The organism is Rhizobacter sp. Root1238, assembly GCF_001425825.1.
Lineage (GTDB): Bacteria > Pseudomonadota > Gammaproteobacteria > Burkholderiales > Burkholderiaceae_C > Rhizobacter.
The window spans coordinates 62,676-83,741 of the sequence record NZ_LMDM01000018.1 but is presented as its reverse complement, the minus strand read 5'-3'; the positions used below and the strand labels follow the sequence as shown (position 1 = coordinate 83,741).

The window sequence follows — 21,066 nt, the reverse complement described above, 5'->3', positions numbered from 1 at the left end:
AGCGATGAACCTGACTTCTTCTTCGACCCCTGCCGCCGCTGCCTCGATGGGCGACCGCGCCGCGCTGGTGCTGCGCGAGGCCGGCATCGGGCTGGCGCTGCTGGTGCTGCTGGGCGTGTTCGCGCTGCTGTCGCCGATCTTCCTGACCGCCGGCAACATCACCAACATCTTCACGCAGATCTCGATCAACGTGATCCTCGCGGTCGGCATGACCTTCGTGATCCTGATCGGTGGCATCGACCTGTCGGTCGGCTCGGTGATGGCGTTCTGCGCGGTGGTCGCCGGCACGGTGCTGAAGCTCGACGGGCTCGACCCGGCGCTGGCGATCGTGCTGGCGCTGGCGGCCAGCATCGCGGTCGGCGCCGCCTGCGGGCTGGTCAACGGCGCGGTGTCGGCCTGGTGGGCCATCCCGTCGTTCATCGTCACGCTGGGCATGCTGAACATCGCCCGCGGCGCCGCGCTGCAATGGACGCAGGCGCGCTCCATCTACGAATTCCCCGATGCCTTCAACAACTTCGGCAGCGCCACGCTGCTGGGCGTGCCGGCGATCTTCCTGGTGGCGCTCGCGCTGGTGCTGGCCGGCTGGTTCGTGCTGAACCGCACCGTGTTCGGCCGCCTGGTCTATGCGATCGGCAACAACGAAGAGGCGGTGCGGCTGGCCGGGCACAGCGTGCGCTTCTACAAGATCGCGGCCTTCGTGATCTGCGGCGCGGCGGTCGGCGTCGGCGCGGTGATCTACATGACGCGGCTGACGATCGCGAGCCCGATCTCGGGCATCGGCTTCGAGCTGAACGCGATCGCGGCGGTGATCATCGGCGGCACCAGCCTGTCGGGCGGGCGCGGCTCGATCATCGGCACGCTGCTCGGCGCGTGCATCATCGGGGTCCTGGCCAACGGCCTGATCCTGATCGGCATGAGCGACTTCCTTCGGCAGATGGTCACCGGTTTCGTCATCATCCTCGCGGTGGTGCTGGACGTGCTGCGCGCACGCCTGGCGCAGCGTGCCGCGCGATGAACGGCCACGAGCGCAGCGGGCGCGAGGCCCGCGTGCCGGCGCGCATCAGCACGATCAAGGACGTCGCGCTGCAGGCCCAGGTGTCGGTGACGACGGTGTCGCACGTGGTCAACGGCACGCGCTTCGTCAGCGACGCGGCGCGCCAGCGGGTGCAGCAGGCCATCGAGGAGCTGCGCTACGTGCCGAGCGCGCTGGCGCGCAGCCTGAAGAGCAACCGGACCCACACCGTCGGGATGATGATCCCGAACAGCTCGAACCCGTATTTCGCCGAGATCATCCGCGGCATCGAGGACACCTGCTACGAGGCCGGCTTCAACGTGATCCTGTGCAATTCCGACGACGACCCGCTGAAGCAGAGCACCTATGTGCGCCTGCTCAGCGAGAAGCAGGTCGACGGGCTGATCGTGATGTCGTCGGGCGCCGACGGCGAGCTGCTCGACACGCTGCGCGACGCCACGATGCCGCAGGTGGTGGTCGACCGCGAGATCGACGACCTGGAGGCCGACCTGGTCGAGGTCAACCACGAGGCGGGCGGCGTGATCGCGACCGAGCACCTGCTGTCGCTCGGGCACCGCCGCATCGCCTGCATCGCCGGGCCGCAGACGCTGTCGTCGGCGCGCCAGCGCGTGCTGGGCTACCACCGCGCGCTGCGCGAGGCCGGCCTCACCGTCGACGACCGGCTGCTGCGCAGCGCCGATTTCACCAGCGCCGGCGGCCATGCCGCGATGGCGTCGCTGCTCGACGGCAACGTGCAGCCGACCGCGGTGTTCGTCTCGAACGACCTGATGGCGATCGGCGCGATCTGCGCGGCCGCGTCGCACGGCTTGCGCATTCCGCAGGACCTGTCGGTGATCGGCTTCGACGACATCGCGCTGTCGGCCTACAGCAACCCGCCGCTGACGACGGTCGCGCAGCCGAAGCACCGCACCGGCGAGCTGGCGGCGCAGCTGCTGATGCAGCGCATCGCCGACCGCGGGCGGGCGCTGCAGCGCGAGATCCTGCAGCCGTCGCTGACGGTGCGGCAGTCGACCGGGCCGGTGGCGCCATGACGGGGCCGATCGTCGTGCTTGGCAGCGTCAATGCCGATCTGGTGCTGCGCTGCGAACGCTTGCCCGGCCCCGGCGAAACGGTGCACGGGCGTGAATTCAAGGTGCTGCCCGGCGGCAAGGGCGCGAACCAGGCGGTGGCCGCGGCGCGCCTCGGCGCGGCGGTCAGCTTCATCGGCTGCGTCGGTGCCGACGACCATGGCCGCGAGGCGCGGCGCCGGCTGGCGGCCGAGGGCATCGAGCTCACGCACCTGGCCGAGGTGGCGCAGCCGACCGGTGTCGCGATGATCCTGGTCGACGACCGCGGGCAGAACAGCATCGCGCTGTCGGCCGGCGCGAACGCGGCGCTCGGCGTCGCGCAGGTCGATGCGGCGGCGGCGCTGATCGGGTCGGCGGCGCTGCTGGTGTGCCAGCTCGAATCGCCGCTCGCGGCGGTGGCGCGGGCGATCGGCATCGCCCATGCGGCCGGCGTGCCGGTGCTGCTGAACCCGGCGCCGGCGCAGGCCTTGCCGGCGGCGTTGCTGCGGCAGGTCGACATCCTGGTGCCGAACGAGAGCGAGGCGGCGGTGCTGCTCGGCGCGGCGCTCGCGCCGGCCGAGGCGGCGGCGCGGCTGCACGAGCGCGGGCCGTCGACGGTGATCGTCACGCTGGGTGCCGAGGGCGTGCAGTGCGCCGACGAGCGCTCCAACCTGCACGCACCGGCGCCGCGCACGCAGGCGGTCGACACGACCGGGGCCGGCGACACCTTCATCGGCGCGTTCGCGGCCGCGCGCTGCGCCGGCGCGCCGCTTCATGCGGCCATCGCGCACGCGCAGCAGGCGGCGGCGTTCAGCGTCGCGCGGCCCGGCACGATCGACGCGATGCCGTACGCGCGCGACCTGCAACCGGCGCTTTCGCCCTCGTGAAGAAGACCGCGCTACTGCACGTCGGCCTGTCGCAGCTGGTGGCGGGGCTGGGCCATGGGGACCTGGTCGTGATCGCCGATGCCGGGTTGCCGGTGCCGGCCGGCACGCCGTGCATCGATCTCGCGCTGACGCGCGGCGTGCCGTCGTTCGACCAGGTGCTGCAGGCGCTGCTCAGCGAGATGCAGGTGGAACGCGCCGCACTGGCCGACGAAGCGGTGCAGCGCAGCCCGGCATTCGTCGCGCTGGCGGGCGAGCGCCTGCCGGGCGTGCCGGTCGAGCGCCTGTCGCACGACGAATTGAAGCGGCGCAGCGCCTCGGCGCGCGCGATCGTGCGCACCGGCGAGTTCACGCCGTACGCGAACCTGCTGCTGTACGCTGGCGTCGTGTTCTGAAGAAATGACCCCCCCACGTCACTGCGTTCCTGCCCCCCGAGGGGGCGCTCAGCCGCCTTGGGGCGGCCCGGCGCCGGCTGAGGTCCCGGCAGGCGCGGTAGAGTCGTGGCCCATGGACATCGCCACCGAACTGTCGAGCCTGCACCAGCCGCTGCTGCGTTTCGCGCAACTGCAGCTGCGCCACGACAGCCTGGCCGAGGACGTGGTGTCCGAAACGCTGCTGGCGATCCTCGAGACGCCGGAGCGCTTCGAGGGCCGCAGCTCGCTGAAGACCTACGCGACCGGCATCCTGAAGTTCAAGATCATCGACGTGCTGCGCCGGCGCGGCCGCGAGATCCATGTGGAGCCGCTGGCCGAGCAGAGCGTCGACGACGCGCTCGATGCGCTGTTCGCGGCGGACGGCCACTGGCGCGAGGCGCCGCCGGCCTGGCAGCACCCGGAGCGGGCGCTGGAGCAGGCGCAGTTCTTCGACACGCTGCAGCTGTGCATCGACAACCTGCCGCCGAAGCTCGCGCGCATCTTCATGATGCGCGAGTGGCTCGAGCTGGAGATCGACGGCATCTGTGGCGAGCTGCAGATCACCAGCAACAACTGCAGCGTGATGCTGTACCGCGCCCGCATGCAGCTGCGCGAGTGCCTGCAACTGCGCTGGTTCGAGGACGCGGCATGAGCGAGACGACCAAGGACGACGACATCGACTGCCGCGTGGCATCGCACCTGCTGAGCGCGGCGCAGGACGCGCCATTGCCGCCGAACGACGAGCGGCGGCTGGTCGAGCACCTGGGCGTCTGCAGCATGTGCCGTCACGTGCAGGGGCAGCTGGGGGTGTTGCGCGACGCGGTGCGCCAACTCGGCAGCTCGTAGATCACGCGAGCATCACATTTCGGAACGGGTGCATCCAACGGGTAAGTGGGCCGGTTTCCCTTCGACGAACCGCAGCGCCAAGGCTTTGGCGCTGCCCACATCACTCGAAGGAAACAACATGCACCACGCCAGGAACCTTTCAAGCCACCGCGTCGCGCTGCTCGCCACCGCGCTCGCCGCCACGCTGCTCGTCGCCGCCTGCGGTGGTGGCGACGACGATGCACCGACGCCGGCCCCGCCGTCGGTGCTGTCGAACCAGCTCTACACCGAGACCAACGAGACGGCGAACGCCGTCGTGCACTTCACCCGCCGGGCCGACGGCACGCTGCTGCGCGGCGAGACCACGCCGACCGGCGGCGCCGGCACCAACGCGGTCAATGCCGCCGGCAACACCGTGCCCGATTCGCTGGTCAGCCAGCACAGCATCATCGCGAGCCCCGACGGCGCGCTGGTGTTCGTCGTCAACGGCGGCGACGATTCGATCTCGGTGATGTCGGTCAACCCCGGCACCGGCGCGCTGACGCTGAAGAAGCGCAGCACGACGGCCGCCGGCCACATTCCGAACAGTCTCGCGCTGAACCACGGCGTGCTGTACGCCACCTTCATCGGCGGCGCGTCGCAGCTGGCGGCCTTCAAGGTCGAGGCGGATGGCGGGCTGACCCAGCTCGGCAGCTACGACCTGGTGGCCCTCGGCGGCCTCGCGAGCGCCGCGCCGACGCAGGTCGTCGTGTCGCCGGACGGCGGCTTCGCGGTCGTCAGCGCCGGCACCGGCAGCAACGCGATCCTGTCGTTCCCCATCGCGGCCGACGGCACGCTCGGCACCCCGGTCACGTCGGCCGGCGTGCTGGCCACGCCGTTCGCCGGTGCCTTCGTGCCGGGCGCCGCGTCGCCGGTCTACCTGTCGACCGGCATCTCGACGCAATCGCTGAACGCGTTCTCGTTCTCGGCGACCGGCGCGCTCGCGGCGCTGGGCCAGGCCAGCGCGCCGGGCACCGCGGCGCCGTGCTGGCTGGTCGTCACGCCCGACGGCAAGACGGCGTTCGTCGGCAACGGCTCGGGGTCGGTCTCGTCGTACGCGATCAGCGGCAACACGCTGACGCTGCTCGACGCCACCGCGGCGCTCGAGCCGCCTGCGCAGGCCGGCGTCAACAGCGTCGCGGCCGATTCGTGGATCAGCCCGGACGGCAAGTTCCTGTACACCGCGTACCTCGGCGACGACAAGGTCGTCGCGTACGCGATCGGGCTGAACGGCTCGCTGGCGAAGCTGGGCGAATCGGTGATCGGCACCGCGACGCACCTGAGCCTTCAGGGCCTGGTCGGGATCTGATCGAACAACGCCCGCAGCGGCACCGCGTCGGCCATCGCGCGGTGTCCGGCGTCGCCCGGGTGCAGGTGGTCGCCGGAGTCGAAGGCCGGCTGCAGGCGCGACGGTTGCGACGGGTCGCGCAGCAGCGCGTCGAAGTCGAGCACCGCATCGAACTCGCCGCTGTCGCGGATCCACGCGTTGAGTTGCTGGCGCAGCGCGTCCTTGGCCGGCTGGAAATAGTCGGCGAGCGGCGTGCCAGCGAGGGCGCCTTCGAACGGCGTCAGCGTCGCGCCGAGCACGCGCACGCCGCGCCGGTGCGCGCGGGCGATCAGCTGGCGGTAGCCGGCGACCAGTTCGGCGAGCTCGGGCGGCCGGCGCTGCGGGTCGAAGGCCGTGCCCGGCCAGCTGATGTCGTTGATGCCGATCAGCACGATCACGCTGCGCACGCCGGGTTGCATCAGCACGTCGCGGTCGAAGCGGGCGAGCGCGCTCGGCCCCATGCCGTCGCTCAGCAGGCGGCCGCCCGAGATGCCGGCGTTCAGCACCGCCACGCGCTGCGGCGCGAGCCGGGCCGCCAGGAAATCGGGCCAGCGGGTGTCGGCGTCCATCGTCGCGCCGTTGCCGTCGGTGATCGAATCGCCGAGCACGACGACGCTGCCGTCCGGCGCGTCGGCTTCGACCGCGATGCCGCTCAGGAACAGCCGCGCGCTGAGCCCTGGCGTGGGCGGCAGCCGTGCGGCCGCCACCTGGTTGCCGGGCACGACCGACGCGGCCTGCCGGCCATCCCAGTGGAAGGTGCGGGTCGGTGTCGGGCCGGGCAGGTAGAGGCTGACGGCCAGGGGGGCGAGCGCGGGCACCGTCAGGGCCACCGGGTCGCTCAGCACCGAGGCGCCCGGCGGCACGACGATGCCGGCCTGTCCGCCGAAGCGGACCACCCGACCGCGACCGGGGTCCGCTGCCAGTGCCACCCGCGCCGCACCGATCACCAGCGGCTCGCGGCCGTACTCGTTCGACAGCTGCAGCCGCACGCGGCGCCCGCCGAGGCTCAGCCGCACGACCTGGCGCAGCGTCTGGCGGTCGAGCAACGGCGGCGTGCCGGTCGGCAGCGCGAATTCCGCGCCCCAGCTGGCCTCGGGGCTGGCGGTCCAGCTGGTGATCCATGCGGGCTCGGCGCGCGTCGGCGTCGCCGCGAGGCAGGCGAGGGCGCTGATGGTGGCGAAGACGGTCGCGGCGAGGCCGCGCCGCAGCGTGCGGCGTGCAGTCATGGGGTCTCCCGGGTCAGGCGTTGGCGGAGGAAGCGATCGGCGCCGGCGCGCGGTCCAGCGCCATCGCCAGCGCGGCGATGGCCAGGCCCGCCAGCGGCAGCAGTGCGGCAACCCACGCGAGCGAGCCCAGCCCCGGCCCGTTCGCGATCACCGCGCCGCCGAGCCACGCGCCGAGCGCGTTGCCCAGGTTGAAGGCCGCGATGTTGAAGCTCGACGCCAGGCTCTGCCCGGCGCCCTGGGCCTTGTCGAGCACCCACATCTGCAGCGGTGCGACGGTTGCGAACGATGCGGCACCGAGCAGCCCGACGAAGAGCACCGCAGCCACCCGGCTGTGCAGGGCCCAGCCGGTCAGCGCGAGCACCACCGCGAGCACCGCCAGCGAGCCGAGCACGGTGCGGGCGAGGTGCCTGTCGGCCAGCTTGCCGCCGGCCAGGTTGCCGATCACCAGACCGCCGCCGAACACCAGCAGGATCGGCGACACCGCCGCGGCGCTGAAGCCGCTGACCTGCGTCAGCAGCGGCGCGATGTAGGTGAACAGCGCGAACAGCCCGGCGAAACCGAGCACCGTGGTTGCGAAGCCGAGCAGCACCGGGCGGCGCAGCAGCGCGTCGAGGTCGGCGCGCAACGAACTGCCGTCGCGGCTGGCAGGCTGGGCCGGTACGAACAGCGCGAGCGCCGCCATCGCGAGCAACCCGACTGCGCCGACGGCCCAGAAGGTGGCCCGCCAGCCGACCTGCTGGCCGAGCCAGGTGCCGAACGGCACGCCGAGGATGTTGGCGACGGTGAGCCCGGTGAACATGATCGCGATCGCCGACGCCCGCTGCTGCGGCGGCACCAGCCCGGTCGCGACGACCGAGCCGACGCCGAAGAAGCTGCCGTGGGCCAGCGCCGTCAGCACGCGCGCCGCCATCAGCAGCTCGTAGCTCGGTGCCAGCGCGCAGCTCAGGTTGCCGAGCGTGAAGATCGCCATCAGCGCCAGCAGCAGCGTCTTGCGCGGCCAGTGCTGCGTCAGCGCGGTCAGCAGCGGGGCGCCGACCACCACGCCGAGCGCATAGCCGGAGATCAGCAGCCCGGCCGCCGACACCGAGACGCCCAGGTCGGTGCCGACGTCGAGCAGCAAGCCCATGATCACGAATTCGGTGACGCCGATGCCGAAAGCGCCGACGGTCAGCGCATACAGCGCCAGTCTGGTGTTCTTCATGTTGTGAATTCAAATGCCATCGAGTGGGGAATGATGAGTTCGAATCCATTCCTGGACTAGACTGCCCGCCGGAAAAACACTTGTGAACCGAGTTCAACATGGCACGGCTGGAGGTGAACCGTTCTGGCGAGATGGAGGTGTTCGTGCGGGTCGTCGAGCTGGGCGGCTTCTCCGCCGCGGCACGGGCCTTCCGGATGACGCCGTCGGCGGTCAGCAAGCTGGTCGGCCGGCTGGAGGCGCGGCTCGCGGTGCGGCTGGTCACCCGCTCGACGCGGCAGGTGCAGCTGACGCCGGAAGGCTGCGTGTTCTACGAGCGCGCGGTGCGCGTGCTGGCCGACCTGGACGAAGCCGAGCGCGGCGCGGCCACCAACGATGCGCCGCGCGGGCGGCTCAGCGTGAATGTCAACGTGCCGTTCGGCGAGCATTTCCTGCTGCCGCTGGTGCCGGCCTTCCTGGCGCTGCATCCCGAGGTCACGCTCGACCTGGTGCTGACCGACGAGGTGATCGACCTGCTCGAACGCCGCACCGACGTTGCGGTGCGCGCCGGGCCGCTGAAGAGCTCGCGGCTGCTGGCCCGCAAGCTCGGCGAGACGCGCAAGCTGATCGTCGGTTCGCCGGCCTACCTGCAGCAGCGCGGCACGCCGATGACGCCGGCCGACCTGGCCTCGCACAACCGGCTGGGTTTCACCTATGCCAGGGCGCTGGAGGGCTGGCCGCTGCTGCACGACGGGCAGGTCGTGCCGGTGCCGCTGAACGGCAATGCGCAGGTGAGCGACGGCGAATCGCTGCGCCGGCTCGCGGTGGCGGGGCTCGGGCTGGCGCGGCTGGCGGCCTTCCAGGTGCGCGACGACCTCGCTGCCGGGCGGCTGGTGGCGGTGCTGGAAGCGTTCAACCCCGGCGATGTCGAAGAGGTGCACGCGGTGTTCGTCGGCCAGGGTGGTCACCTACCGTCACGGGTGCGGGCGCTGCTGGATTTCCTGGTGGAGAACGTGCGGATCGGCTGACCGCGCGGCACCGGGGGGAGCGCCCGGCTGGCCCGGGCCAGGGTGCCTAGAATGCCCAGCCTGTCCGGGTGCTTTCTGTTTTCCCCCGGCGCACGAGAGGAAGGCCGTCATGCAGCAACTTTCCGGCATCTGGGTACCCGTCGTCACGCCGTTCGCGGCCGACGGTCGGGTCGACCATGAACGGCTCGCCGCGCTGGTCGCCGGCCTGGTGGCCGACGGCATCCACGGCCTGGTGGCCTGCGGCACGACCGGCGAAGCGGCCACGCTCGACGAGGCCGAGCAGGCCGCGGTGCTGCGCACCGTGCTGCAGGCGGCCGGCGGACGCAAGGTGCTGATGGGCGTCAGCGGCATCGCGCCGCGCGAGGTCGCCGCCGCCTGCCGGCGCTTCGGCGAGCAGCCGGTCGCGGGCTTCCTGGTGCCGCCGCCGTCGTACGTGCGGCCGTCGCAGCAAGGCATCGTCGAGTTCTACCGCGAGGTCGCGGCCGCCGCACCGAGCGCGATCGTGGTCTACGACATCCCGTACCGCACCGGTACCGAGATGAGCCTGGCGACACTGCGCAGCATTGCGGCGATTCCCGGCGTGCGCGGGCTGAAGGATTGCGGCGGCGACCCGCGCAAGACGCAGGCGCTGATCGCCGACGGCCGGCTCGCGGTGCTGTCCGGCGAAGACCACAACATCTTCACGACGCTGTGCCAGGGCGGGCAGGGCGCCATCGCGGCCAGCGCGCACCTGCATCCGCGGCGCTTCGTCGAGATGTATGACGCGGTGCAGGCGGGCGACCTGCCGCTCGCGCGCCGGCTGCACCATGCGCTGGCGCCGATGGTCGCTGCGCTGTTCGCCGAGCCGAACCCGGGCCCGCTGAAGGCACAGCTCGCGGCGCTCGGCCAGGTCGGCCCGGCGCTGCGCGCGCCGATGACCGCGGCCAGCGCGCCGGTGGCGGCCGCGCTGCGCGAGGCCTGGCAGCAGGCCGGGGTCAGCCTGTCGGGCTGATCGACTTCAGCGCCTGCTGGCAGGCGGCGTCGCGCTCGGCCTGCGGCCTGGCCTTCAGTTCCTCGAACGCGAGGTCGCCGTTCAGGCGCCCCTGCATGAACAGCTTCAGGATGTTGATGTCCAGCTTGGCCAGCAGGTCCTGGCGGCCGCGCGCCTCGGCCTCGAAACGGTCCTTGTAGGCGTCGAGCGCGGCATCGCTCGCGCCGCAATGCTGCGCCAGCTGGTAGCGCTGGCCGGACTGCAGCCCGCCTTCGACGACGTCGTCCTTCGACGCGACGGGTTGCGCCATGGCGGCGCAGGAGAACCACAGCAGGCAGGCGATCGGCAAGAGGCGCATGGGACGGGTCGGAGTTGCAAGGTCCACGAGGTTAACCGAGCCTGCGCCGGGCCCGGGCGACGCGGCCTGCGGTCCGACCGTAACGCGCGTCACCGGCTGTTGCTTTCGACGCTAGCATCCGGCGATGGTCGACGCGTCATTGAGGTTCCTGGAGCGAGGCGGTGAGATGGGCGAGCGCATGCGCGCGTTCGACTGGGCGCGCACGCCGCTCGGCGACCCGCGCGGCTGGCCGCAGAGCCTGAAGACCATCGTGCGGGTGATGCTCGACTCGCGCTTCGCGATGTGGATGGCGTGGGGCAGCGAGGCCACGTTCTTCTGCAACGACGCCTACCTGCCCACCGTCGGCATCAAGCGCGACTGGGTGCTCGGCGCGCGCGCCGACGTGGTCTGGGTCGAGATCTGGCACGACATCGGCCCGCGCATCGGCCAGGTGCTGAGCACCGGCACCGCCACCTGGGACGAAGGCCTGCAGCTGTTCCTGGAACGCAGCGGCTACCTCGAGGAAACCTTCCACACCTTTTCGTACAGCCCGGTCTACGACGATGCCGGCGGCGTGGCCGGCATGCTGTGCGTGGTGGTCGAAGACACCGGGCGAGCGATCGGCGAGCGCCGGCTGCGCCTGCTGCGCGAGCTGGCCGCGCTGCCGATCCGCGAGCTGCCAACGCTCGCGGCCGCCGCGGCGCAGCTCGTCTCGACGCTGGGCAACAGCCCACAAGACCTGCCGTTCGCCGCGCTGTACCTGTCCGATGCGGCCGATGGCCGCGGCCCGGAACTCGCCCGCGTCACGCAGACCGCCAACGTGCCGCCCGACGCGCTGCCGCGCCGGCTGGCGCGCGACGCGACGTCGCCGCTGCCGGTTCGCCAGGCCGAACTGAGCGGGCTGCCCCAGCTGGCCGACGGCATCGCGGCGCACTTCGGCGAGATCCGCGGCGCGTGGACCGAGCCGGTGCTGCAGGCGGTCGTGCTGCCGCTGGTGGTGGCCGGGCAGGCGCCGAACGTCGGCGCGCTGGTGGTCGGCATCAGCCCGCGCCGGCGGCTCGACGACGACTACCGCAGCTTCCTGTCGCTGGTCGCCGCGCAGGTCGCGTCGCGGCTCGGCGAGGTGCGCGCGCGCCTGGAGGAGCGCCAGAAGGCCGAGGCGCTGGCCGAGCTCGACCGCGCGAAGAACCTGTTCTTCAGCAACGTGAGCCACGAGCTGCGCACGCCGCTGACGCTGATGCTCGGGCCGCTGCAGGATGCGCTGCTGCGCCCGGACCTGCCGCCCGACGTGGCCGAGGCGCTGCGGCTCGCCCACCGCAACGGCGAGCGGCTGCGCAAGCTCGTCAATTCGCTGCTGGAGTTCTCGCGCATCGAGGCCGGGCGCGTCGAGGCCAGCTACCAGCCCACCGACCTGGCGGCGCTGACGCGCGATTTCGCGTCGGCCTTCCGCTCGGCGATCGAGCATGCCGGGCTTCGCTTCGTCGTCGACTGCGAAACGCTCGCGAACGAGGTGTTCGTCGATGTCGACATGTGGGAGAAGGTGGTCCTGAACCTGCTGTCGAACGCGTTCAAGTTCACCTTCGACGGCGAGATCGCGCTGTCGCTGCGCACCGAGGCCGGCGAGGCCGTGCTGGAGGTGCGCGACACCGGCATCGGCATGGACGACGACGCGCTCGCCCATGTGTTCGACCGCTTCCACCGCGTCGACGGGGCACGCTCGCGCTCGCACGAGGGCACCGGCATCGGCCTCGCGCTGGTGAAGGAGCTGGTGCGCCTGCACGGCGGCAGCGTGACCGTGACGAGCGCGCCGGGGCGCGGCAGCCGCTTCACGGTGCGCGTGCCGCTCGGCGCGGCGCACCTGCCGGCGCACCGCGTGGGCGTTGCGCCGGCGGCGGTGGGCGCATCGGCGGCACTGGACGCGTTCGTCGAGGACGCACTGCGGGCCGGCCATGCGCCGCCGGTGGCGCAGCGCCCGGAGCAGGCCGCCGACGCGTCGCGGGCGACCGTGCTGATCGTCGACGACAACGCCGACATGCGCAGCTACATCGCCGGCGTGCTGGGCGCGCGCTGGAACGTCGAGGCCGCGGCCGACGGCCTGCAGGCGCTGGCCGCGATCGCCCGGCACCGGCCCGACGTGGTGGTGACCGACATCATGATGCCGGAGCTCGACGGCTTCGGCCTGCTCGAGCGCATCCGCGCCCACGACGCGCTGCGCACGCTGCCGGTGATCCTGCTGTCCGCGCATGCGGGTGAAGAGGCGCGGCTGCAAGGGCTGGCCCGGGGCGCCGACGACTACATCGTGAAGCCATTCTCGTCGCGCGAACTGGCGGCGCGCGTCGAGGTGCTGCTGGTGCGCGAGCAGATGCATGCGGTCCGCGATGCGGCGAACCGCCGGCTGGTCGCGGTGTTCGACAACGCGCCGGTCGCGGTCGCGCTGCTCGACGGGCCGCAGCATGTGTTCAGCTATGCGAACGACGAACAGCGGCGGCTGGTCGGCGACCGTCCGCTGCTCGGACTGCCGCTGATGCAGGCGCTGCCCGAGTTGCAGGGGCTGGGCCTGCAGGAGGTGCTCGCCCGCGTGATGCACACCGGCGAACCGCATTTCGAGAAGGCCTTCGAGGTGCGGCTGCCCGGTCCGCGCTTCTTCGATTTCGTCTACCAGCCGCTGACCGAGCCGGACGGTGCCGAGCCGGTCAAGATCGCCGTCGTCGCCTACGAGGTGACCGAGCAGCTGGGCGCCCGCCAGCAGGCCGAGGACGCGAGCCGCGCGAAGGACGAGTTCCTCGCGATGCTCGGCCACGAGTTGCGCAACCCGTTGGCGCCGATCCTGACCGCGCTGCACCTGATGCGCATGAACTGGCAGGACGCGGCGGTCAAGGAGCGCGGCATCATCGAGCGCCAGGTGCGGCACATGGTGCGGCTGGTCGACGACCTGCTCGATGTCGCGCGCATCACGCGCGGGCGCGTCGAGCTGCAGCGCGCGCCGATCGACCTCGGCACGGTGATCGGCCAGGCGGTCGAGACGGTGAGCCCGCTGTTCGAGCAGAAGCGCCAGCGCCTGCAGGTGCTGGTGGCGCAAGACCTGCCGCTGCAGGGCGATGCGGTGCGGCTGGGGCAGATCGTCGCGAACCTGCTGACCAATGCGACCAAGTTCACCGAGGTCGGCGGCCATGTGACGCTGCACGCGCAGCGCGACGGCGACGATGCGCTGCTGGAGGTCGAGGACGAAGGCATCGGCATGTCGTCCGACGAGCTGGCGGTGGTGTTCGAGCCCTTCGTGCAGGGCAAGCGGCAGGCGCTGAACCGGCCGCATGGCGGGCTCGGCCTGGGCCTCGCGATCGCGCGCAGCCTGGCGGCGCTGCACGGCGGCACGCTCGGTGCGCAGAGCGACGGACCGGGGCGCGGCAGCCGGTTCACGCTGCGGCTGCCGCTGCAGGCCGCCGATGTGCGGGCCGAAGCGCCGGCTGCTGCCGATGCGTGGCGCGTCGCCGCGAACGACAGCGTGCGGCGCGTGCTGGTCGTCGACGACAACCAGGACGCGGCGACCACGATGGCCACCTTGCTGGAGGCACTCGGCCATCGGCCGCTGGTGGCGCACGACGGACCGTCGGCGCTGCAGCTGCTGGAGCAGCATCCGGTCGACATCGCGGTGCTCGACATCGGGTTGCCGGTGATGGACGGCTACGAGCTCGCGCAGCGCATCCGGGCGAAGGCGGGCGGCAGCGCGCTGAAGCTGATCGCGCTGACCGGCTACGGCCAGGCCGAGGACCGGCTCAAGTCGGCCGCGCACGGCTTCGACGAGCACCTGGTGAAGCCGGTCGACATGGAGACGCTGCTGGAACTGCTGCGCTGAGGGCGGTCGGCGAGCCGGCGCAGGGTCAGACGCCCCACGACAGCCACAGCGCCAGCGTGCGCACCTCGCGGTACGCGAACGGCGAGTTGTTCGGCCGGAAATCGGGCAGGCTGTCGTGGTTGAGCTGCTTCAGCGCGACGCCCAGTTCCACCGACTGCGGCAGGCGATGGCGCCAGACCAGGTCGAGCACGCCGCGCCCGGGCGAGGCGCCGAAGTTCAGGTCCGACCGGGCACGCAGGCCCACTTCGACCGACTGTCTTTCGTCGATCTCGTACAGCGCCCGGGCCTTGAACGAATTGCGCGGCGTCGCGCCGAAGTAGCCGGCCTCGGTGGCCAGCGTCGCGGTGCGGTTGTCGGCGATGTCGAAACGGGCCCGCAACGCGGTGAACGATGCATCGAGCTTGACGCGCGGCATCGCCTGCCAGTGCAGGTCGCCCTCGATGCCATGCACGCGCAGCCGGGTGTCCAGCGGCGGCGGGGATCCCGGCCCGGGCGGCGGCTGCCCCGGTCCGCCGGTTGCGACCGGCACCGACAACGACGAGAAGCGCTGCTCGAACACCACGCCGTTGACCTGCAGGCCCGGACTGGCGTGCCAGCGCAGGCCGGTCTCGAACGACGGGATGTCCAGCTTCTGGCCGCCGTTGGGCGAGGTGCCGGAGCGCGACAGGCCGGCCCACAGCGAGAGGTCGGGCGTCGCGGCCCAACGCAGCCGCAGCGTCGTGGCGTAGATGTTGTCGACCTGCGTGTCGGTGAACTCGCGCTGGGCCTGCGCACCGACGATCAGTGCGCCGCGGTCCCCGCCGAAATGCCATTCGTCCTGGGCGTAGACCTGCAGGTCCTGCTCCTGCGTCTCGGTCGTCAGCCCGGTGGCGCCCGCCGTGCGCCTGACCACGGTGGTGTGCACGCTGCCGCCGGCCATCGCGTCGTGGGCGCCCAGGCGCCAGAAGCGTCGTCCGGACAGGTCGTTGTTGCGGCGTGCCGACTGCCCGCCGCCTTCGGTCCGCACCTTGATGTCCTGGACGTAGCCGGCCAGCTCGATCTGGCCGCTGTCGGCCTGCGGCACCGTCAGCCGGGTGCTGGCTTCGCGCTGGGCCGTGCGCTGTTCGCGGCGCACGTTGGCGCGGCCGACGATCGCGCTGCTGCCGCCGGCGTCGTCGTAGGTGTTGATGTTGAAGGCCGCTTCGCTGCCCCCTTCGACCGCCAGGCGGGCGGTCGCGTCGAGCGAGCGGCCGTCGACGTTGTCCCAGTCGTCGCGCCCGGCGAAGGTGTCGGTGCCGGGCTGGTGGTTGCCGGCGATCCAGAACGAGGTGCTCCAGCCGGACGCCGATCGCATTCCCCATTGGGCGGCGGCGGCCCGGCGACCGTTGCTGTCGGCGTCGACCGCGCCGGTGTTGCTGTCGCCCGCGCTGCGGGTGACGATGTTGATCACGCAGTTGGCGGCACTCGATCCCCACAGCGTGTTGCCCGCGCCGCGCTGGATCTCGATGCGCTGCACATGCTCGATCGGCATGTTCAGGAACGCCCAGGGCGGGCCGCCGCCGGCGCTTTCCTGCGCGCGGCCGTCGCGCATGATCAGCGTGTTGTGCGCGATCAGCGAACTCCCGTCGCCGCGCGTGGCCACGCTGGTGGTGCGGCCGTTGAAGGCCGAGACCGACACGCCCGGCATCCAGTCCAGCGCATCGAGCACGGTGCGCGCGCCGCCACGGCGCAGGTCGTCGCCGGAGAGCACGCTGGTGGCGATGGCCAGGTCCTGCTCGGGCTGGACCCGGCGCCCGAGCGTCGTGAGTCGCACGTCCATCAAGGCCTCGAGCGGTTGGTCGAGCAGTGCCTCGGCGCGCAGGCCGCCGCTGCAGGCCAGCGCCGCGAGCAGTGCGACGGCGCTTCGGGAGAATGGAAATCGGCCGCGGGAGGCAACGGACGTCGGGGTGCCGTGGTGGGCTCGCATACAACCTCGCTCACTCCATGTTGTGAAACAAAGTGTAGGAAGGCTTCCTTCGAATCAACTACGGCGAAACCCACAAGGGACGTTTGTCTGACCCCTTGATCAAGGGACAGGGCCGCTCCGGCGTGTGGAGAGTGCGCGCGATTCGTCACCCCGGCCCGGGCACGATGTCTGCATGGACGCAAACCATTGCGCAACCAGATCTTCCGGATGCATCCACATGTGCCAGCTTCTCGGCATGAACTGCAACAGCAAGGCCTCGATCACGTTCTCGTTCACCGGCTTCCGGCAACGAGGCGGGCGCACCTCGCACCATGTGGACGGCTGGGGTGTCGGTTTCTATGAGCCGGGCGGCTGCCGGGTCTTCCACGACGACCAGCCGGCGAGCGAATCGCCGTTGGCCGCCTTTCTCGGCGACTACCCGATTCCGTCGGCGATCGTCATTTCCCATCTGCGCCGCGCGACGCAGGGCGTGCGGTCGCTGGCCAATTGCCATCCGTTCCAGCGCGAGTGGATGGGGCAGCCGTGGCTGTTCTCGCACAACGGCGACCTGCGGGGGTTCGAACCCCCGCTGACCGGCCCCTACCGCCCGATCGGCGGCACCGACAGCGAGCGCGCGTTCTGCTGGCTGCTGCAGGAGCTGCGCGCGCAGTTCGCCGACCGCGTGCGGCCGGTCGGCTGGGCCGAACTGGCGCCGCAGATCGCGCTGCTCACCGAGCGCATCGCGCGCCACGGCAACTTCAACTTCCTGCTGTCGAACGGCGAGGCGCTGTACGCCCACTGCTCGAGCAAGCTCTACCTGCTGCAGCGCCAGCACCCGTTCCCGACCGCGCGGCTGCTCGACTGCGACATCAGCCTCGACCTCGGCCGGCTGAACGGCGTCGACGACCGCATGGCGCTGATCGCGACCGAGCCGCTGACCGATGCCGAGCCGTGGGTGCGGCTCGCGACCGGCGAGATGCGGGTGTTCGTCGGCGGCGAGACCGTCTGGCGGCAGGTCGATCCGCGCACCCAGGCCTTCGCGCCGGCCGACGAACGCGAGGCGGTGGCGACGACCTGACCGGGCTGTTGCATTTCATACAGCGTTTGTATGATGCGCAACATGGCCACCGGCATCCAACCGAAGGACGTCTGGGCAGCGTGCGACGCGCTGCTGCTGGCCGGCGAGCGCCCGACCATCGAGCGCGTGCGGCGCCAGCTGGGCCGTGGATCGCCGAACACCGTCAGTCCCTTGCTCGACGACTGGTACCGCCACCTCGGCGGACGCCTGAAGGATCCCGGCGCGTTCGGCGTGCCGCCCGACGTGCCCGAGCCGCTGATGCAGGCGGCGCGCCATTTCTGGGAGGTCGCGCAGGCGGAGGCCCGGCGCGATGTCGACCAGCGGGTCTTCGAGCAGCGGCTGCGCGAGGCCATGGCTGCCGCGGTCGCCAATGTCGAGGCCGAGAAGGAGCGGGCGGCGATTGCCGACGCGGCCGCGTTCGAGGCCGCCGGCAGGGCGGTTCGGCTGCAGGCCGAACTGGCCCGGCGTGACGCGGCGCTGGCCGAGGCCCACAAGCGCATCGACGAACTGCTTGGTTCTCCCGACGCGCGCCGAGGTACTTGATCCAGCGGCCGCCGCGGAACCGGCTTTGCCGGGCCGCTGGCGGCGCCCCCTTGAGGGGGAGGCGCCGAAGGCGCTTCGGGGGTGGGCCGTTTATTTCCCGAAGAGGCCCTTCACCATCCCGCCGAGGCCCTTGACCATGCCGGACAGGCTGACCCCGAGGCTCTCGGCCATGCCGGACGCGATGCGGGTCGCGAGGTTCTCGTTCAGCGAGAAGGCCGGGTCGTCGAGCCGACCTTCGAGCGTGAACTTCACGTCGATCTTGCCGTCCTTCGACATCGCCGCCAGCACCGCCTGGCGCGGCACGCCGGCGAAGGTCGACAGCGCGCCGTCGCTGGCGAACTCGAGGCCGGTCAGCGTCAGCTTGCCGGGCGCCTTCAACTGGTTGCGCACGACGGTGGCGCGCAGGTCGAGGTCGAGCGTGCCGCGCTTGATGCCCTTGTCGGCCACCTTCAGCAAATAAGGCTGCAGCGCGACCAGGTCGACGTCGTTGAAGCGGGCATGGATGTCGGCATCGCGCGACGCGACCGTGTAGTCGCCGTCGATGCGGATGCGGCCGTCGCGCTGCACGCCCTTGAACACGCCGTCGAGTTGCACCTGCAGCGGCTTGTCGAGCTGCGGCAGCACCAGCGGGCCGACGTCGGCATCGACCGCATCGAGGGTCAGGCGCAGCGCCGGCTGGCGCACCGAGCTGTCGAAGAACTCCACCTGCGCGGCGTCGAGCGCGACACGGTTGATGACGAGCAGTGGCTTCGCCTGCGGGTCGGGCTTCGCGGCAGCGGACGCCGGCCTGGCCTTGTCCTGCGGCCGCTCCAGCAGCGACGGCAGCACGCGGGTCTTGCCGTCGCGGGTGCGCAGCACGGCCAGGTAGGCGCCTTCGACACGCACCTGCGCAATCCGCCACGGCCCGCCGAACAGGCTGCGCGGATCGGGCGTGATGCGCACGCGGCTGGCGCGCAGTTCATCGGCGGCAGGCCAGCCGGACGGGCCCTGGATTCGCAGGTCGAGCACGTCGATGCCTGTCCACCCGGGGCGGATCGCGCCGATGCTGGCGCGTGGGCCGAGCGCCAGCGCCACCTCGGCCTGCAGCTGGCGCGTCGCGATCTGCAGCGCGATGACGGCGAGCACGAGCAGGCCCAGGAAGATCGCGCCGGCGATGGCGACGCGGCGCTGGAGGCGGGTGAGGGTCGGGAGGCGGGCGAGCATCGGGGCAATCATGGGCGGGCGCCATGCTACCCAATGCCGGCGGTCAGCGCGGCGCGGGGGCGACGCTGCCGTCGCTTTCGGTGCCGTCGTCCACGGTTTCGCGGTCGAAACGCCAGGCGCCGTAGAGCGCCGCGCCGGCCGTCAGCACGTTGGCCGCCATCTGCTCCCAGGCCTCGTAGCTCCACGCGTGGTACATCCACAGCGCCGAGATCGCGAGCATCGAGTAGCGCAGCGTGCGCCCGGTCATGTAGAACATCGCATAGGTGGACCACAGCGAGGCGGCGATCAGGAACAGCGTGCCCCAGCCGTTCCAGGTCAGCAGGCCGGTGGCCACCGTCAGCACGCCGAAGGCGGCCAGGCCGAGGCTGCGTGCGCCCGCGCCGTGCTGCAGCGTCGCGGCCGAGGTGGCCGTGCGGCCGGCGCTGACCAGGTTCAGCGCTGCCGCGGTGTGGGCCCCGATCAGCACGTTGTTGAGCGCCCACAGCAGGCCGGCGAAACCGGACTGCACGCGCAGCGATTTCTCGCAGCGTCGCAGCATCGCGAAGGCGTTCATGGCCAGCGCGGCGAGGCCGGTGGCGTGGATGAGCAGGTCGTCGATCAGCATGGCGGGTGACGACAGTCTCCGGCCGCCGCCCGGCCGGCGGTCCGCGGAATCGAACCCGGATGACGGCGCATCTCGCCGCCGGCGCCGGCTGGGTGGGTAGGATGTCGCATGACCCGACCCAGCCCCGCGCAGACCGTGCTCGTCACCGGCTTCGAGCCGTTCGGCGGCGAAACCCTCAACCCGTCGTGGGAGGCCGCCCGCGCGCTCGACGGCGAACGCGTCGGCGATGCGGTGTTCGCGGCGCGCCGGCTGCCGTGCGTGGTCGATGACGCCGGGCCGGCGCTGATCGACGCGATCGAAGCGCTGAATCCGACACTGGTGCTGTGCCTGGGCCTCGCCGGTGGGCGCACCGATGTCTCGATCGAGCGGGTGGCGATCAACATCGTCGATGCGCGCATCCCCGACAACGCCGGCCGGCAGCCGGTCGACGAGCCGGTGGTGGAGGGCGGGCCCACCGCGTACTTGTCGACGCTGCCGATCAAGGCGATGCTGCGCGCGCTGCACGACGACGGCATCCCGGCGTCGATCTCGTCGACGGCCGGCACCTATGTGTGCAATGCGGTGTTCTACGCGCTGTCGCACTACGTCGCGAGCGAACGGCCCGCGCTGCGCGGCGGCTTCATCCACGTGCCGTACCTGCCGGCGATGGCGACGCGCCACGCGGGCGCACCGAGCCTCGCGCTCGAGGCGGTGGTGCAGGCGGTGCGGGTGATGGCAGCGACGGCGCTCGCTGTCGAGCGCGACATCCGGCTGGCCGCCGGGAGCACGCACTGATCAGGGCGGCAGCATGCCCTTGCTGCGCAGCGCCTGCCGGCCTTCCTCGCTCGAGAGGGCCTTCAGGAATTCGGCCGCTGCCGCCCGGTGCGTGCCGGCAGTGCCCAGCGCGCCGGCATAGGTCGTGTAGTTCTGGATCTCCGGCGGCAGCATGCCGACCAGGTCGACGCCGGCCACCGGCAGGATCTCGCTGACCTGCTGGATCGCCAGGTCGGCCTCGCCGCTGACCAGTTTCTCGGCCGACAGCCCACCGGCCACCAGCACCGCCTTCGGCCTCACCACCTGCGCGACGCCGAGCTTCTCGAACAGGCCGTCGAGGTAGATGCCGCTGGTGCCCCCCGACGCGGGGTCGATGTAGGCGATCTTGCGCACGTCGATCAGCGCATGCCTGAATTCCTCGACGGTGCCGATGGCCGGCTTTGGTGCGCCGGCCTTCACCGCGACGCCGATGCCCACCTTCGCGAGCGGCGCGATGCTGTCGGGCAGCACCTTGCCGTCCTTCGCGAGCGGCTGCAGTGCCGCCGGCGTCAGCACCAGCACGTCGAAGGCCTCGCCGCCAGCCACGCGCTTCGCGAGCGCGCCGGCGGTGTCGTTCGCGACCTCGACCTTGTGGCCGGTGCGTGCCTCGAAGGCCGGCACCATCGCGACGACCACCGGCTTGAACGCGCCGCTGGTCAGCACCTTCACGGTGTCGGCCGCGGCCGGGGCGGCGGCCAGCACCAGCCAGGCCAACGCCAGTGACGAGAGGGATCGGTGCATCGCAAGACCTCCTGGAAGCGGCA

The 21,066-nt window shown here is 71.7% G+C and carries 20 protein-coding genes; 13 read left to right on the top strand and 7 right to left on the bottom strand.

What is annotated here, in order from left to right; translation table 11 throughout:
- Positions 1–4: 4 nt before the first annotated feature.
- The 7 genes from ASC98_RS15140 (at position 5) to ASC98_RS15110 (ending at position 5,549) form a co-directional block, all read left to right on the top strand.
- Positions 5–1,015, top strand: coding sequence for an ABC transporter permease (locus ASC98_RS15140; protein WP_200953021.1), 1,011 nt, complete (start codon positions 5–7; stop codon positions 1,013–1,015).
- On the top strand, positions 1,012–2,064 hold the full coding sequence (locus ASC98_RS15135) for a LacI family DNA-binding transcriptional regulator (protein ID WP_235581280.1): 1,053 nt from the start codon (positions 1,012–1,014) through the stop codon (positions 2,062–2,064). The genes ASC98_RS15140 and ASC98_RS15135 overlap by 4 nt, the downstream gene beginning before the upstream one ends.
- Positions 2,061–2,966 (top strand): ribokinase, encoded by a 906-nt coding sequence (gene rbsK / locus ASC98_RS15130; protein WP_200953022.1) that lies wholly within the window; start codon positions 2,061–2,063, stop codon positions 2,964–2,966. The genes ASC98_RS15135 and rbsK overlap by 4 nt, the downstream gene beginning before the upstream one ends.
- A complete protein-coding gene (gene rbsD / locus ASC98_RS15125; RefSeq protein WP_056809913.1) occupies positions 2,963–3,358 on the top strand; it encodes a D-ribose pyranase in 396 nt (131 codons plus the stop codon). Before rbsK ends, rbsD begins: the two co-directional genes overlap by 4 nt.
- A gap of 112 nt (positions 3,359–3,470) precedes the next feature.
- Complete coding sequence (locus ASC98_RS15120; RefSeq protein WP_056809911.1) at positions 3,471–4,028, top strand: sigma-70 family RNA polymerase sigma factor; 558 nt, start codon at positions 3,471–3,473, stop codon at positions 4,026–4,028.
- A complete protein-coding gene (locus ASC98_RS15115; RefSeq protein ID WP_056809909.1) occupies positions 4,025–4,222 on the top strand; it encodes a zf-HC2 domain-containing protein in 198 nt (65 codons plus the stop codon). The genes ASC98_RS15120 and ASC98_RS15115 overlap by 4 nt, the downstream gene beginning before the upstream one ends.
- Before the next feature lie 118 nt (positions 4,223–4,340).
- Complete coding sequence (locus ASC98_RS15110) at positions 4,341–5,549, top strand: beta-propeller fold lactonase family protein (protein ID WP_056809907.1); 1,209 nt, start codon at positions 4,341–4,343, stop codon at positions 5,547–5,549.
- On the opposite strand, the gene ASC98_RS15105 is transcribed toward ASC98_RS15110, so the two are convergent.
- Both ASC98_RS15105 and ASC98_RS15100 read right to left on the bottom strand, forming a co-directional pair.
- The gene (locus ASC98_RS15105; protein WP_082541937.1) at positions 5,528–6,793 is read right to left on the bottom strand and encodes an SGNH/GDSL hydrolase family protein; all 1,266 of its coding nucleotides are present in this window, start codon (positions 6,791–6,793) and stop codon (positions 5,528–5,530) included. The two genes, ASC98_RS15110 and ASC98_RS15105, sit on opposite strands and share 22 nt — an antisense overlap.
- A gap of 13 nt (positions 6,794–6,806) precedes the next feature.
- On the bottom strand, positions 6,807–7,994 hold the full coding sequence (locus ASC98_RS15100; protein ID WP_056809905.1) for an MFS transporter: 1,188 nt from the start codon (positions 7,992–7,994) through the stop codon (positions 6,807–6,809).
- A 98-nt stretch (positions 7,995–8,092) separates the two neighbouring features.
- On the opposite strand from ASC98_RS15100, the gene ASC98_RS15095 reads away from it, so the two are divergent.
- Together ASC98_RS15095 and dapA are read left to right on the top strand one after the other, a co-directional pair.
- Positions 8,093–8,998, top strand: a complete 906-nt coding sequence (locus ASC98_RS15095; RefSeq protein WP_056809904.1) for a LysR family transcriptional regulator — start codon at positions 8,093–8,095, stop codon at positions 8,996–8,998.
- A 109-nt stretch (positions 8,999–9,107) separates the two neighbouring features.
- Positions 9,108–9,989, top strand: coding sequence for a 4-hydroxy-tetrahydrodipicolinate synthase (dapA, locus tag ASC98_RS15090; protein WP_056809902.1), 882 nt, complete (start codon positions 9,108–9,110; stop codon positions 9,987–9,989).
- Here dapA and ASC98_RS15085 read toward each other — a convergent pair.
- On the bottom strand, positions 9,973–10,326 hold the full coding sequence (locus tag ASC98_RS15085; RefSeq protein WP_056809901.1) for a hypothetical protein: 354 nt from the start codon (positions 10,324–10,326) through the stop codon (positions 9,973–9,975). The two genes, dapA and ASC98_RS15085, sit on opposite strands and share 17 nt — an antisense overlap.
- A gap of 166 nt (positions 10,327–10,492) precedes the next feature.
- Between ASC98_RS15085 and ASC98_RS15080 the strand changes: the two genes are divergently transcribed.
- Entirely contained in the window at positions 10,493–14,158 is a 3,666-nt protein-coding gene (locus ASC98_RS15080; protein WP_200953023.1) for an ATP-binding protein, read from the top strand.
- A 25-nt stretch (positions 14,159–14,183) separates the two neighbouring features.
- Here the strand turns inward: ASC98_RS15080 and ASC98_RS15075 are convergent, their stop codons facing one another.
- Positions 14,184–15,956: a TonB-dependent siderophore receptor gene (locus ASC98_RS15075; RefSeq protein ID WP_162249282.1), complete on the bottom strand. Its 1,773-nt coding sequence runs from the start codon at positions 15,954–15,956 to the stop codon at positions 14,184–14,186.
- 364 nt (positions 15,957–16,320) lie between these two features.
- Here ASC98_RS15075 and ASC98_RS15070 point away from each other — a divergent pair, with 364 nt between their 5' ends.
- Together ASC98_RS15070 and ASC98_RS15065 are read left to right on the top strand one after the other, a co-directional pair.
- Positions 16,321–17,160: a class II glutamine amidotransferase gene (locus ASC98_RS15070; RefSeq protein WP_056809894.1), complete on the top strand. Its 840-nt coding sequence runs from the start codon at positions 16,321–16,323 to the stop codon at positions 17,158–17,160.
- A gap of 42 nt (positions 17,161–17,202) precedes the next feature.
- Positions 17,203–17,703 carry a DNA-binding protein gene (locus ASC98_RS15065; RefSeq protein WP_082541948.1) on the top strand — a complete coding sequence of 167 codons (501 nt, stop codon included), beginning with the start codon at positions 17,203–17,205 and terminating at the stop codon, positions 17,701–17,703.
- Positions 17,704–17,793: 90 nt separating this feature from the next.
- Here the strand turns inward: ASC98_RS15065 and ASC98_RS15060 are convergent, their stop codons facing one another.
- Entirely contained in the window at positions 17,794–18,906 is a 1,113-nt protein-coding gene (locus ASC98_RS15060) for a DUF748 domain-containing protein (protein ID WP_056809890.1), read from the bottom strand.
- Between the two features lie 43 nt (positions 18,907–18,949).
- Positions 18,950–19,510, bottom strand: coding sequence for a YgjV family protein (locus ASC98_RS15055; RefSeq protein ID WP_056809889.1), 561 nt, complete (start codon positions 19,508–19,510; stop codon positions 18,950–18,952).
- Between the two features lie 108 nt (positions 19,511–19,618).
- On the opposite strand from ASC98_RS15055, the gene pcp reads away from it, so the two are divergent.
- The gene (gene pcp / locus ASC98_RS15050) at positions 19,619–20,284 is read left to right on the top strand and encodes a pyroglutamyl-peptidase I (RefSeq protein WP_056809887.1); all 666 of its coding nucleotides are present in this window, start codon (positions 19,619–19,621) and stop codon (positions 20,282–20,284) included.
- On the opposite strand, the gene ASC98_RS15045 is transcribed toward pcp, so the two are convergent.
- Positions 20,285–21,043, bottom strand: a complete 759-nt coding sequence (locus ASC98_RS15045) for an extracellular solute-binding protein (protein WP_162249283.1) — start codon at positions 21,041–21,043, stop codon at positions 20,285–20,287. It lies immediately after the preceding gene.
- Between the last annotated feature and the right edge of the window lie 23 nt (positions 21,044–21,066).

What these genes read in the sequence shown, in the direction of transcription:
- ASC98_RS15080 (WP_200953023.1), top strand. Translation starts at nt 10,493, where the DNA reads ATGGGCGAGCGCATGCGCGCGTTCGACTGGGCGCGCACGCCGCTCGGC.
- ASC98_RS15135 (WP_235581280.1), top strand. Translation starts at nt 1,012, where the DNA reads ATGAACGGCCACGAGCGCAGCGGGCGCGAGGCCCGCGTGCCGGCGCGC.
- dapA (WP_056809902.1), top strand. Translation starts at nt 9,108, where the DNA reads ATGCAGCAACTTTCCGGCATCTGGGTACCCGTCGTCACGCCGTTCGCG.
- ASC98_RS15095 (WP_056809904.1), top strand. Translation starts at nt 8,093, where the DNA reads ATGGCACGGCTGGAGGTGAACCGTTCTGGCGAGATGGAGGTGTTCGTG.
- ASC98_RS15140 (WP_200953021.1), top strand. Translation starts at nt 5, where the DNA reads ATGAACCTGACTTCTTCTTCGACCCCTGCCGCCGCTGCCTCGATGGGC.
- ASC98_RS15120 (WP_056809911.1), top strand. Translation starts at nt 3,471, where the DNA reads ATGGACATCGCCACCGAACTGTCGAGCCTGCACCAGCCGCTGCTGCGT.
- rbsK (WP_200953022.1), top strand. Translation starts at nt 2,061, where the DNA reads ATGACGGGGCCGATCGTCGTGCTTGGCAGCGTCAATGCCGATCTGGTG.
- ASC98_RS15105 (WP_082541937.1), bottom strand. Translation starts at nt 6,793, where the DNA reads ATGACTGCACGCCGCACGCTGCGGCGCGGCCTCGCCGCGACCGTCTTC.
- ASC98_RS15110 (WP_056809907.1), top strand. Translation starts at nt 4,341, where the DNA reads ATGCACCACGCCAGGAACCTTTCAAGCCACCGCGTCGCGCTGCTCGCC.
- ASC98_RS15085 (WP_056809901.1), bottom strand. Translation starts at nt 10,326, where the DNA reads ATGCGCCTCTTGCCGATCGCCTGCCTGCTGTGGTTCTCCTGCGCCGCC.
- ASC98_RS15060 (WP_056809890.1), bottom strand. Translation starts at nt 18,906, where the DNA reads ATGCTCGCCCGCCTCCCGACCCTCACCCGCCTCCAGCGCCGCGTCGCC.
- ASC98_RS15055 (WP_056809889.1), bottom strand. Translation starts at nt 19,510, where the DNA reads ATGCTGATCGACGACCTGCTCATCCACGCCACCGGCCTCGCCGCGCTG.
- ASC98_RS15075 (WP_162249282.1), bottom strand. Translation starts at nt 15,956, where the DNA reads ATGGACGTGCGACTCACGACGCTCGGGCGCCGGGTCCAGCCCGAGCAG.
- ASC98_RS15100 (WP_056809905.1), bottom strand. Translation starts at nt 7,994, where the DNA reads ATGAAGAACACCAGACTGGCGCTGTATGCGCTGACCGTCGGCGCTTTC.
- ASC98_RS15115 (WP_056809909.1), top strand. Translation starts at nt 4,025, where the DNA reads ATGAGCGAGACGACCAAGGACGACGACATCGACTGCCGCGTGGCATCG.
- ASC98_RS15070 (WP_056809894.1), top strand. Translation starts at nt 16,321, where the DNA reads ATGTGCCAGCTTCTCGGCATGAACTGCAACAGCAAGGCCTCGATCACG.
- pcp (WP_056809887.1), top strand. Translation starts at nt 19,619, where the DNA reads ATGACCCGACCCAGCCCCGCGCAGACCGTGCTCGTCACCGGCTTCGAG.
- ASC98_RS15065 (WP_082541948.1), top strand. Translation starts at nt 17,203, where the DNA reads ATGGCCACCGGCATCCAACCGAAGGACGTCTGGGCAGCGTGCGACGCG.
- ASC98_RS15045 (WP_162249283.1), bottom strand. Translation starts at nt 21,043, where the DNA reads ATGCACCGATCCCTCTCGTCACTGGCGTTGGCCTGGCTGGTGCTGGCC.